General features: G+C 72.6%; 10 protein-coding genes. 4 read left to right on the top strand and 6 right to left on the bottom strand.

Features of this window, described 5'->3' with window-relative positions; translation table 11 throughout:
- Window positions 1–1,209 carry a hypothetical protein gene (locus IPQ09_30575; GenBank protein ID MBL0198488.1) on the bottom strand — a complete coding sequence of 403 codons (1,209 nt, stop codon included), beginning with the start codon at window positions 1,207–1,209 and terminating at the stop codon, window positions 1–3.
- 218 nt (window positions 1,210–1,427) lie between these two features.
- Here IPQ09_30575 and IPQ09_30570 point away from each other — a divergent pair, with 218 nt between their 5' ends.
- Genes IPQ09_30570 through IPQ09_30555 form a run of 4 tightly spaced genes read left to right on the top strand, consistent with a single transcriptional unit; the run spans window position 1,428 to window position 3,938 of the window.
- Entirely contained in the window at window positions 1,428–2,645 is a 1,218-nt protein-coding gene (locus IPQ09_30570; protein MBL0198487.1) for a hypothetical protein, read from the top strand.
- Window positions 2,638–2,967 (top strand): hypothetical protein, encoded by a 330-nt coding sequence (locus IPQ09_30565; protein ID MBL0198486.1) that lies wholly within the window; start codon window positions 2,638–2,640, stop codon window positions 2,965–2,967. The genes IPQ09_30570 and IPQ09_30565 overlap by 8 nt, the downstream gene beginning before the upstream one ends.
- Window positions 2,968–3,018: 51 nt before the next feature.
- Window positions 3,019–3,438 carry a YeeE/YedE family protein gene (locus tag IPQ09_30560; GenBank protein ID MBL0198485.1) on the top strand — a complete coding sequence of 140 codons (420 nt, stop codon included), beginning with the start codon at window positions 3,019–3,021 and terminating at the stop codon, window positions 3,436–3,438.
- A gap of 38 nt (window positions 3,439–3,476) precedes the next feature.
- Window positions 3,477–3,938: a YeeE/YedE family protein gene (locus IPQ09_30555; GenBank protein MBL0198484.1), complete on the top strand. Its 462-nt coding sequence runs from the start codon at window positions 3,477–3,479 to the stop codon at window positions 3,936–3,938.
- A 15-nt stretch (window positions 3,939–3,953) separates the two neighbouring features.
- Here the strand turns inward: IPQ09_30555 and IPQ09_30550 are convergent, their stop codons facing one another.
- The 5 genes from IPQ09_30550 to IPQ09_30530 all read right to left on the bottom strand — a co-directional run bounded on the left by IPQ09_30550 (window position 3,954) and on the right by IPQ09_30530 (window position 11,903).
- Window positions 3,954–5,933: a serine/threonine protein kinase gene (locus IPQ09_30550; protein MBL0198483.1), complete on the bottom strand. Its 1,980-nt coding sequence runs from the start codon at window positions 5,931–5,933 to the stop codon at window positions 3,954–3,956.
- A 79-nt stretch (window positions 5,934–6,012) separates the two neighbouring features.
- Window positions 6,013–7,473, bottom strand: coding sequence for an NAD(P)/FAD-dependent oxidoreductase (locus tag IPQ09_30545; protein ID MBL0198482.1), 1,461 nt, complete (start codon window positions 7,471–7,473; stop codon window positions 6,013–6,015).
- A 104-nt stretch (window positions 7,474–7,577) separates the two neighbouring features.
- Window positions 7,578–8,282, bottom strand: coding sequence for a tetratricopeptide repeat protein (locus IPQ09_30540; protein ID MBL0198481.1), 705 nt, complete (start codon window positions 8,280–8,282; stop codon window positions 7,578–7,580).
- Window positions 8,283–8,322: 40 nt separating this feature from the next.
- Window positions 8,323–10,623 carry an urea transporter gene (locus IPQ09_30535; protein ID MBL0198480.1) on the bottom strand — a complete coding sequence of 767 codons (2,301 nt, stop codon included), beginning with the start codon at window positions 10,621–10,623 and terminating at the stop codon, window positions 8,323–8,325.
- A complete protein-coding gene (locus tag IPQ09_30530) occupies window positions 10,608–11,903 on the bottom strand; it encodes a diaminopimelate decarboxylase (protein MBL0198479.1) in 1,296 nt (431 codons plus the stop codon). Before IPQ09_30530 ends, IPQ09_30535 begins: the two co-directional genes overlap by 16 nt.
- Window positions 11,904–12,039 lie beyond the last annotated feature (136 nt).

The following is a 12,039-nucleotide window of genomic DNA, read 5'->3' as shown; positions in this document are numbered from 1 at the left end:
TCACCGCTTGAGCCGACCCTGCGTCGCGCACTGTCCGAGCGCGGGCGAGAGCTTCCCGGTGAGCGTCGCGCGGTCGGCGTTGACGCGCACGCGCCCCGCGCCGCCGCCGCCGCCCGTGCCGGCGTAGTCGGGGATGGCGACGCCGTCGCCGCCAGCGACCGTCGCGTCGGCGCTGCCCTCGCCGCCGGCCGTGCCCTCGCTGGAGTAGGCGCTCGTGGCGGGCGCCTCGCTCGCGCGGGCGTCTTGGCCTTGCTCCCGGCCGCCGCCGGCGCCCCCGTTGGCCGCGACGAGCCCGGCGTGCTCGACCACGGGCGCCTCGAGCAGGATCGCGCCGCCCGAGCCGCCGCCGGAGCCCGGCTGCTGCTTGGCGCCTGGCCCGCCGCCGAAGGTGCCGCCGCCGCCGCCGGCGCTGACGACCCCGAGGGGGCCGATGACGAGCCTGCGGCCCGCGACGAGCTGCACGGCGCCGCCGCCGCTGCCCGCCGTGATCTCGCCGAGGCCGCCCGATGAGCCGCCCACGAGAGGGACGAGCGCGTCGGAGCCGTAGACGCCGCCGCCCGCGCTCGCGGTCGCCGAAGGATCGTTCCTGCCGCCTCGGCCTCCGGCGCCGCAGTACCCGCCGCCCCCCGCGCCGCTGCTCGAGGTGCCCGCGCGGCCGCCGCCCTTGCCCGCGCCGTCGACCTTGCCGCCGCCGCTGTTGTGGGGCGCCTTGAAGCCGCCGGGCGACACCGCGTCGCCGCGGGCGGACACGTCGAGCGAGCCCTCGAGAGAGAACGTGTCGAGCGCGACGAACGCGATCGCGTAGGGCCCGGCGACCTGGATCGCGGCGTTGGGCTCGACGCGCCAGTTGCGTGCAAAGTACACGCCTAGCTTCCCGCCGCCTGGCTGGTCCACGAGCTTGAAGGCGGTGCGGGCGGGGTCGATCGACCTGCACGCGTCGGCCTCGTCGGAGCGCACGTCGCAGCGCGCCTCGTCGACGACCACGTCGCCGAGCTTCGCGACGTCGACTCCGCGGAGGTCGAAGTTCGAGGGCGTGAAGTCGAGCGCGGCCGGCGGCCCGATGGGCCCAGGCAGAGGGGCCGTGGCCGGCGCCGAGGGATCGGTGGGGGAGGCCCCCGGAGCTGCGGGGTCGATCGCGCAGGCGGCGGAGCCGAAGGCGAAGACGAGGGCCATGAAGAGCGAGGGGGCGAGGGCGTTCGAGGTGCGCATGGGGTGGTTCTCCGAAGGGGCGTTCGTGCCCGACGAGCCCCTCTCGGCGGGGGCGCGCTCCGCGTTGCGTGAAACCTGCGTTGCGTGAAAAATGATCCGCGCCGGCAGGGCCAAGCCGGCGGGTCGTGAGCCGGGGCGTGCCACCGAGGTCGGCGCCCCGCCGAAACCAGCGGACTTCGGCCCGAATCGACGGGCACGCGGATTGCTTGAGCGAGGGCATGACCACGTCCCTCCGCCTCCACGCCCTCTTCGCTTCTCTCCTTGGCGCCACGGCTGTCACCGTCGGCTGCAGCGGCGCGATCGCCGTCGAGCCCGACGCGGGCGCAGACGCCGGGGTGGACGGCGCGCTCACCGACGGCGCGCTGCCCGACGGCGCCACGCCGGACGCGCGTCCGCCCGGCGACGGCGGGACGCTCCCGCCCTTCGCGCTCAGCGTGTGCCTCTCCGACGACGAACGAAGCTATCTGTTCCCGAAGGACGCGACGCTGGCGTCGGGCGTGCAGTTCCTCGGGGGCTATGAGCTCTCGGGCGACAGCAAGCCCACCGGCATGAAGCCCTCTACGCACAAGGTGGGGCTCGCGTGCTCGAAGGCCAACGACCCCACGGCGTGCAGCACGGCGCTCGACGCTTTCGAGCCGGCCACGCCGTACTGGTCGGCGTGTCAGGGGTTCTGCCCGCCGTTCCCGGCCCGCCAGGTGCGCACCACCAGCGGCGACACGGTGGCCGTCATCGGCAAGCGCGAGGACGTGAAAAAGGGCTTCTTGCCGATCGACACTCCCACGGAGGCCGTGGCGGCGGTGGAGGCGCGTCACTACGTCGCGTGCGAGTCGGGCAAGAACAACGTGCTCCAACACGCCGACGGCACGTTCTCCGTGAAGGTGATCGACGCGCAGTGCGCCCAGGATCCGAAGGACCCCACGAAGAGCTACGATACGGTCGACGAGATCTCCTTCCGCGTGACGCCCGCCGGCGTGGTGACCGAAGAGGCGCGCGTGCGCGTGAAGGAGCAGCCGACGACCGGTTGCCCCGTCGCGGGGCGAAAGCCCGCGGGCCTCGAGCCGGCGAACACGCAAAGCGAGCCGAGGCGAGGGCGGCCTGGCAACCGACCGGGGGGCGCAAAACACGAACGGGGCGGGCGGCCTGGCAGACCTGGCGTCGTGCGCGGGCGCGTACTTCGCGTCGATGGCGCACCTCGAGGCGGCCAGCGTGATCGCGTTCGAGCGCATGGCCGCGGAGCTCGGCGCGCATGGGGCACCCGAGGGGCTGGTGGCCCGGGCGCTCGCCGCCGCCGAAGACGAGCGACGCCACGCGCGCGCGATCGGCGCGCTCGCCGCGGAGCGCGCGGCCACGGTGCCCGAGGTGGTCGCGGGGGCCTTCCTCCCGCGCTCGCTGCTCGCGATGGCCGTCGAGAACCGCCGGGAGGGGTGCGTGCGTGAGACCTACGGCGCGCTCCTCGCCCACTACCAGGCGCGCGCCTCGGGCTCGCCCGACGTGCGGCGCGCCATGACGGCGATAGCCCAGGAGGAGACCGAGCACGCGGCGCTGTCGTGGGACCTCGACGCGTGGCTGGTCGCGAGGCTCGACGAGGCGGAGCTCGCCGTCGTTCGCGTCGCGGAGCGCGAGGCCCTGCGCGACCTCGCGGCGGAGTGCGCGCAGACCTTTGATGCGGACACCCGCGCGGTCGTCGGCCTGCCTCCGTCGGATATCGCGCTCGCGCTCTTCCGCGGCGTTCAGGCGGGGCTCGGGCTCGCCGCGTAACGCGCTCGGAGCGCGCTTGCGCCCTTTGTCTCCGTCGTTATAATAGACGCCATGTCTCTCATAATGTCGGCCACTGCGCTGCTCGGCGGCGCGCTCATTGGCGGGAGCGCGTCGCTGCTCTTGCTCGTCGAGGGGCGGGTCGCGGGCCTGAGCGGCATCCTCGCGCAGAGCCTCGTCGAGCCCGGGCGGAGCCTGCGCTGGCGCGTGCCGTTCCTCGCGGGGCTCGTCGGGGCGGGGGCCGCGCTCCACCTCGCGCTGCCCGGGGCGTTCGTCGCGCCGCGCGGCGCACCGCTTGGAATCGTGGGTGCAGGGCTCCTTGTGGGGTTCGGGACGCGCCTCTCCAATGGGTGCACCAGCGGGCACGGCGTGTCGGGGCTGAGCCGCCTCTCTGCGCGCAGCGTGGTCGCGACGCTCACGTTCATCGCGTTCGGCGCGCTGGCCACGTACGCGAGCCGCGGGGGCGCCTCGTGAGCGGGCGTGGCCAGGACCGAGCGCGAGCGCTCTCGGGGCTGGCGGCGACGTTCGCGGGCGCCGTGTTCGCGTTGGGCCTCGTACTGTCTGGCATGACGGACACCACGAAGGTGCGCGGCTTCCTCGACTTCACCGGGCGTTGGGATCCAAGCCTCGCCTTCGTGATGGTGGGCGCCATCGGCACGCTCGCGCTCGCGCGGCGGCGAATCGAGGCGCGCACCAAGCCCCTCGCGCGATCGTCGTTCGCCGAGCCGCGGCTCACCGCCATCGACGCGTCGCTCGTGGTCGGCGCGGCCGCCTTCGGCGTGGGCTGGGGCCTCTCGGGGGTGTGCCCGGGCCCTGCGCTGGCGTCGCTGGCGGCCGGCTCGGCCGAGGCGCCGCTCTTCGTGCTCGCGATGGCCGTGGGCATGGGCCTCCATCACGCGGTCACCCGGGCGCCCCAGGTGGCGCGCGCCGTGGCGGCGGAGCACGCGCCGCACGCGGGCCGCGTCGACGGTTGACGCCGTGCTGAGCCCCTATGGATCGACGGGCAGCTTCTCCAGCGTCACCCGACCGGATCGCACGGTGGGCGCGCGCACGGCGTGGCGGGCCTCCTCGGGCACCATGAGCCGAAGGTGCCACGCCTGGATGGCCACTCGGGTCTCGGCGTCGGCGAGGGCGCGCTGGACGCGCCGCGTGAGCCACCAGATGGCGCTGATGAGGAGCAGGTTGGCGACGCACAGCATGAGCAGCGTCGCCTCCGCGGGGAACTGGGCGATCTGCGGGAGCACCTGGAGTCGCCCGCCCTCGAATGAATACGAGGGAGGCAGCACGCCCGCGTATTCGAGCGCCGTGGGCACAAACACGACGGCGAGGCTCGCGGCGAAGGCGACGACCCCGAGCCGCGGCCGGAAGTGGTTCAGCCCGAAGGTGATAGCGAAGCCGAACGCGGCCGTGGGAATGAGCACGAGCGGACCGAAGAGGCGCGTGAGCGCCGCGAGACCCGCGAGCCCGAGCGCCACGATGCCCGCGCTCATCGCGTCCTTCGGCGTGGCCGACTCGCGCTGCTCGACCAGACAGAGCACGAGCGCCCCGCCGAGGGCCGCTGAGATGAAGGCCACGGTGAGCGGGCTGCGCAGCCCCATCCACACGAGGAGCGGGAGCCAAGCGAACCACGAACCGAAGGCGAAGGCGCCGATGCGGGCGGTGACCCGCATGAGAGCAAGGCGCGACTGCTCCATCGCGGCCGCGGCGTCGGGCGGGGTCTTGCGCGGCGGGTGCACCATGAGGCGGGTCATCGTGCGCAGCGCGGTGAGGTTCTTGGCGTCGAGCGCGAGCGCGTTGCCCACGTCGCGCATGGCCTGCTCGCGCGCCTCGTTGCTCGGGTCTTGGTCGGCTAGCGCGAGCTCCGCCCGCGGCGACGCGGCGCGGGCGTACTGCTGCGACAGCTCGCGCCGTCGCTCTCGCTCTTGGTCGCCGTCCAGGTAGTGCTGGAGGGCCTCGTACATCTCGCGGGTCGTCGCGAACCGGTCGAGCGCGCTCTTCGACGTCGCGCGCACGCAGATGGCCTCGAGCGCCGGCGGGACCGCCCGATGGGGCGCGCGGGTGCTCGCCTGCGCATCGACCCCGAGGAGCGTCTGCGCGCGGAGCTGCGTCGCGTCGCCCTGGATGAGCGGCGCGTAGGTGAGCAGCTCGAAGAGCACGGCCCCGAGCGAGAACACGTCGCCCGCGCGGCCCACGGCGCCGCCCGTGAGCTGCTCCGGCGACATGTAGCCGAGCGTGCCCACGTAGCTGCCCGCGCGCGTCCGCGAGCCCGTGACGTCGTCGGACGAGCCCTGGAGATCGGCCTCGTCGTCGACCTTCGCGACGCCCCAGTCGAGCACGTAGACCTCGCCGAAGTCGCCAATCATGACGTTCCCGGGCTTCAGATCGCGGTGGATGACGCCGCGCTCGTGGGCGAAATCGATCGCGAGGCACACGCTGCCGAAGGCGCCGAGCAGCCGGTGGCGCGAGTACTTCTCGGCGGTGGCGTGGTCGCCCTTCGAGAGGAGCTCCACGATGTCGGCGAGGGTGGCGCCGTTCACCCGCTTCATCGCGAAATACGCGGCGCCCGTCTCGTCGGTGCCGAGGTCGTACACCGGCACGATCGAGGGGTGCTCGAGGCGCCCCTGGACGCGCGCCTCGCGGAGGAAGCGCGCCTTCAGGTCGGGCTGCGCGTTGCGGTCGGGGCGGATGGTCTTGATCGCCACGTCGCGCCCGATGTGCACGTCGTGGCTGAGCGACACGACGCCCATGCCGCCCTCGCCGAGGGTCGCCTTGGCGACGTAGCGAGACGATGGGGCGGGGCGCGACTCGGGCGCGGTGACCCGCGGCCCCGATCGCGGATCGTCGAGCGGCGGCAGCGTGAGGGCGTCGGAGTCCGCCTCGCGAGGTGACGGCGCGCGCGGGGACGTCTCGTCGACGAGCGTCGCGGGCGGCTGCCCGGGGTCGCGCGGGGGCGGTGCGTTAGGGGTCACGGCCCGAGACTAGCGCCGCCGCGCCACGAGATCGATGCACGGATCGCCCGGCCCCGCCGGCGCGCGTCATGAGGACGCGTCAGGAGAACTCGAGCGTGCCGTCCTTGAGCGGCGCGTGCCTCAGCGCGACCAGGTCGAGCGGGTAGTTCTGGTAGAGCTTCCACGGCGCCACCGTGCCCTGGCGCGGGAACTGGTCGATGGCCCGCCGCACGTAGCCGGAGGTGAAGTCGATCGCCGGCGCCTCCCTCACGTGGGGCCCCGGCCGTCGGGCGATCACGCGCGTGTGCCCCTCGTCGCGCAGGGTGTTGAGCAGGCGGCACACGAACTCGCACGTGAGGTCGCACTTGAGTGTCCACGACGCGTTCGTGTACCCGATGGCGAGCGCGAGGTTCGGTACGTCGCTGCACATCATTCCCTTGTAGGTCATGGTCTTCTGCGGCTCTACGCGCAGGCCGTCGACGAAGAGCTCGACTCCGCCCGCGAACTTGAGCTGGAGGCCCGTGGCGGTGACCACCACATCGGCCTCGAGCTCGGCGCCGGAGCGGAGTCGCAGGCCGGTCTCGGTGAACGTCTCAATGTGGTCCGTGACCACCTCGGCCCGGCCGCTGCGGAGGGCCTCGAAGAGGTCGCCGTTCGGGACGACGCAGACGCGCTGGTCCCAGGGGTCGTACGTCGGGGTGAAGTGCTTGTCGACGTCGACCGTGCCCCGGAGCTCCTTGCGCACCAGATTGACGAGCATGCGCTTCGCCTGCGCCGGGTAGCGCTTGCAGAACCTGTAGAACCCGAACCCGAACGCGACGTTCTTCCATCGCGTGAGCGCGTAGGCGGCGCCGGGGAGGCGCTCGCGGGCGGTGGTCGCGAAGCGGTCTCGCTCCGGCAGGGACGCCACGTACGAGGGAGACCGTTGGAGCATCGTCACCTTCGCGGCGCGCTTCGCGAGCTCCGGAACGAGGGTCACCGCGGTCGCGCCCGAGCCGATCACGACGACCTTCTTCCCCGCGTACTCGACGTCAGGGGTCCAGCGCTGCGGGTGCACGATCACCCCGCGGAAGAGCTCCCGCCCCACGAAGTCGGGGGTGTAGCCCGCCTCGTAGTCGTAATACCCCGAGCACATGAAGAGGAAGCTGCAGGTGAGCACCTTCGCGGCCCCTCGCTCGCGCACCTCCACCGTCCAGCGGGACTCGGCGGTGGACCACCGCGCGCTCACCACCTCGCAGCCGAAGCGGATCGCCCGGTCGATGCCGTTCTCGGTCGCGGCCTCCCGGATGTAGGCCAAGATGGCGGGACCGTCGGCGATGGCCTTGGGGCTCTCCCACGGCTTCCACGAGTAACCGAGCGTGTACATGTCGGAGTCGGAGCGGATTCCTGGATACCGAAACAGGTCCCAGGTGCCCCCCAAGTCGTCGCGAGCCTCGAGGACCGCGTACGAGCGCTCCGGGCACGCGGTCTGGAGGTGATACGCGGCGGAAATGCCCGAGAGGCCTGCGCCCACGATGAGGACGTCGAGGTGCTCGGGATTGGCGGCTTGGCTCTCGTCCACTCGGGCTCCTTTCGGGGGGCCCGCCCACGATACCCCACGCCGCCGCCCAGGTCGCCGTCGTCGCGTCGTCGCGTCGTCGCGTCTCTCGCGCTCGTCTCGCTCGCCTATTTCTTCGCGAGGGCCGCGCGGAGGCCGTCCTTGGCGAGCGCGTTCTGCGGCGCGATCTCGAGCAGCTCGGAGAAGATGCCGCTCGCCTCCCGCGAGTGCCCCTGCTTCAGCTCGGCCCACCCGAGGCCGGCGCGGGCGTCGACGTCGCTCGGATAGGCGCCGACCAGCGCGCGGTACGTGGCGGCCGACTCGGGCAGCTTCGCCTGGTTGAAGAGCGCGAACGCGAGCCGCAGGGACGCCGTGTAGTTGCCGGGATCGCGTCGCAGCACGTCGCGGGCCGTCGCCTCGGCGTCCACCCAGCGGCGGAGGGCGAGCAGCGGCGCGAGCTTGCCCACCCGCGCCTCGACCGAGGCCGGCGCGGCGGCGATCGCGTGCGTGTACGAGGTGATCGACTCGGCGTGGCGACCGGAAATGTACAGGAGCCACCCGCGCCGGAGCTCGGCGACATAGCCGTTACGCTGGGGTGCGGGGAGGCTGTCGAGCGCCGCGAGCGCCGCCGGGACCTTGCCCTGCGCCTCGCTGTCGTACGAGAGCTGAAAGGCCTTCGCGGCGTCGCTCGGCGGCGGCAGCGTGACGACGGCGGAGGCGACCGTCGCGCTCCCCACCGAGCGCTGCTCGGCGCTGGCTCGGCCAGTGCAGCTCGCGCCGAGCGTGAGTCCAAACATCATCAGCGCGAGAGCAGAGAGATTGCGGTTCTTCATGGGGGATCTCCTTCGAGTGGGCAACGACGTGATGAGAGCTTCAGAGGGCGGGGCGAGCGCCCGCGAGCGCGTGGACGGCGCCGCGAGGCGGGGATGCCAGAGAGGCGACCTCGCGAGGCCGGGAGGGGACAGGCTCGAGCGGCCGGACCAGGTCGGGCGCGCTGGCTTTCGGGGAGGGCGCCTCGGCGAGCGGCAACCCTCGCCGCCTCACGGTGAGGGTCCGTCCGCGGGTCTCGACCTCGAGCGAGAGGAGGCCATCGGCGGGAGACAGCTCGGCGCGGGTGCGCACGATGGGGGCTCCACGTCGCGTGGCGCGGGAAGCCCCGACGACCACCACCGACCCGCCCTCGCGCCTCGCGCGATAGGCCATTTCGACTCCGGGACTCGGGGCGAAGGGCGCCACGAAGTCCCACGCGAACCGGGCGATCGCGCCGAGCACCCCACGCGCCGACCACCGCGCCGCGAGGTAGTCGAACCACACGAGCTTGGGGTCGGCGTCGAACGGGACGCGGGCGAGGGCGGCGCGGAGCAGGTGGAGGGACGAGCGCGTGTCACCCGTGACCTCGAGCGAGGTGAAGACCTCGCCGGAGCGGGCCAGGTAGAGCCGCGCGCCGAGCTCACGCGAGCGGAGCACGAGGTTTCCCAGGAGATCGACCTCGGAGTGGAGGTGCTCCACCGCGCCGGGGCCGCTCGTCACCTCGAGCACGACGCCCGGCTCGAGGGCGAAGCACGCGGCGCGCTCGGCGTCCGCCTCCACGTTGCGGAGCTGCTCGTTCACGGTGGGGACGTGGGCTCGGTGGAGCTCCGGCCCCGCGTCGTCGCCTTCGAGGACCGCCTCGGTGAACGTGCATGGGAGGGTCGGCGCGCCGAGCTCGGGAGTGCCCTGAAGCTGGAAGTGGAGGTGCGGCCTAGGGGAGCGGCCCGAGCTGCCGCACAGGCCGAGCACCTCGCCTCGCAGGACGCGCTGGCCCACCGCGACCTTCACGCTGCTCTTCGCCAGGTGGGCCACCAGGGAATACACGCCCGGCGCGTGATAGAGCACGACGACGTTTCCCCAGTTGCGCGCCAGGTCGAGGCCGCCCACGGCGTTGTCGTTCACGTCGTTCACGACCTTCGCCACGATCCCGTCGGCGGCGGCCAACACGGGCAGACGGAAGCAGTGGTGGTCCTCCAGGCGCGCGCCGTCGTCGCGATACACGAGGCCGTCGGGGCCCGAGACCTCGAAGTCGAAGCCGTGACGCCAGAGGCCCTGGTGAGTGTGCTCGCCGTCGACGCCCTGAGTGCACGTCCACGTGCCTCGGAAGGGGAGGCGGAACGCGTCGGGCCGGAGGGCGCCTTCACGCGCGAGCCGCGACTGGTCATAGGCGAGGTTCTCCTCGGGTGAGCCGGGCTCGAAGTCGACGGCCTTCGGGGCGCCGTCGCGGCTTCGCTGGCGGCTCGACAAGAGCATGACCGCGAGGCTCGCGCTGAAGGGCAGGATGAGCACCGGCAGGCCCATGCGATCGAGCGGTCCCGCGAGGCCGAGCAGCAGCGCGCCGCTCACGAGGGTGCCGCAAGCCGCCAGGGCGTACGAGCGCGCCGAGGGCACGAACCAGATACCCCCGACGGCGATCGCGGTGAGCGCGCCATTGAGCAACAGGGGAGTCTGCATCGAGGCGCCGAAGTCGCCGAGCGCGTGTGTCAGGCCGAGGCCGATCGCGACGGCGATCGTCGCCAGCGTGGTGGCGATGCGGCTGTGGAGGATGAGGGCCCCGAGCACGAGCGCGCCGGCCGCCTCCTCCGGCGCGAAGAACAGCGCGCCGAAGCCGCGGAGCACGCCCGAGAGCGGCTCGGGCGCGATGGGCTCGATGAGCGGGAGCAGGTGCGTCGCTGGCGGCGCGCCCGCGACCGGCCCGATCCCGAGGAGCGCCCACGACACCAGCACGAACGGCACGGCGAGGACGGGAATCGCGAGTCGCGCGAGGAGCGACGTGAGCGCCGCGGTGAGGGCGACGCACACCAGCGCTGCGCCGACCGTCAACGCGATCGAGGCGGGGCTCGGCGCGAACGTATTGGCCACGAAGAGGCCGACGAACAGCGCGTTGTAGCCGTACGGCCCCTCGCGCAGCGCCCGCGGAGCGAGCCCCAGCGCTCTGAGCGCCAGTCCGCCCGCGGCGACCCCGAGGAGCCCGTGCCCGAGGGCGACGGGCGAGGTGGCCGCCGCGAGGAGGAGGAGGCCGCCGACCACCCGCGAGCGCGAGAAGAGCACCATCGCGTGCAGGTGGAGGAGATCGTCCGCGGCGCGGGCCACCCGGGCCACGACGGCCCGCGCGCCGGTCGCCTCGCTCACTTGAGGAGCCACGACGGCACCCCTTCGTAGGACGAGATGTCTTCACCGCTCTCGGCCCGTCGAATACGCGCGACCCGCCCGCCCTCGCCCACCATGACCACCGCCGGTCGCATGGCGATGAACTGCATCCACTGCGTGACGTTGTAGGCGCCCACGTTGCGGAACACGACGCGGTCGCCGGTCGTCATCGGCGGTAGCGGCGTGGAGTCGCGCAGCACGTCGATGTTCATGCAGAGCGGCCCGTAGAGGACCGTCGGCTCGGGCACGCCGCGCGTGTCGTGGGCGGGCACGACGTCGTGCTTGTACCAGAACGACGTGAAGAGCACGTTCACGCCCGCGTCGAGGACCAGCGCGCGCTGCCCGTCGCCGAGCCGCTTTGTGGCGCACACCGAGCTCACGAGGTAGCCCGAGTCGTCGACCAGGGCCCGGCCCGTCTCCAGCACCAGCGTCGGCAGGTCCTTCGTGGGGTAGTCGAGCTCGGCGAGGCCGTCGCAGATCGCGTCGGCGTACCGGGCGAACGACGGGCTCGCCTGCTCGCCCATCAGGTATTGACCCTTCAGCGTGTTCTGCGAGGCGAAGCCGCCGCCGAGGTCGATGAACGAGAGCATGTGGCCGTACGACGCGCGGAGATCGTTCGCGAGCCCCGCGAGCTTCGAGGCGGAGGTCGTGTAGCAGGCGGGGTCGAGGATGAAGGTGCCAATGTGGGCGTGCAGGCCGAGCAGCTCCATGTGGTCGCTGGCGATGACCCGCCCCGCCGCCTCGCGCGCCTGGCCCGACTCGAGGTTCAGGCCGAACCGGCTCCACGACGGGAGCCCGTCGATCGCCATGTTCACGCGGACCGCCACCTTCGCTTTCCTCTCGAGCCGCGCCGCGATCCGCTCGATGCGCACGATCTCGTCGAAGTTGTCGATGTGGATGATCGAGCCGCCGGTGACCGCCTTCTCGATCGCGTTGTCGGGCTTGAAGGGGCCGTTGAAGTGGATGTGGTCGGCCGGCACGCCGGTGGCGATCGCCTTGTCGTACTCGAACGGCGAGACCACCTCGGCCCAGGCTCCCTCGTCGTGCAGCGTGCGGCAAATGGCCTCCAGATAGTTCGTCTTGTACGACCACGCGAGTCGCACCTTCGGGTAGCGCCGCGACATCGCGTCACGGAGCTCGCGGTAGCGCCTAATGAGCGTGCGCTGCGAGAAGATGAACAGCGGCGAGCCGTGCTCGGCCACGAGGTCGGCGATGGGCACTCCGTCCACGTGGGTGAGCGGCTTGACCGTCGTCTGGCGGCCGAACTTGTTCATCAGGCCAGACTGGTGGCGGACGATCCCGGGGCGCTCGTAGGTCGGAAGTGCGGTGTTCACGGTGGTTCTCCTCGGTTCGAAGTGTGTAATGGAGTGCGGTGATCGCGGCGGTCGCGCTCGGCAGAGCGCGCTCGGT

The organism is Myxococcales bacterium, from assembly GCA_016720545.1.
Lineage (GTDB): Bacteria > Myxococcota_A > Polyangia > Polyangiales > Polyangiaceae > JAAFHV01.
The sequence above is the reverse complement of the archived record's forward strand: the minus strand, read 5'-3'. Positions and strand labels throughout refer to the sequence as shown.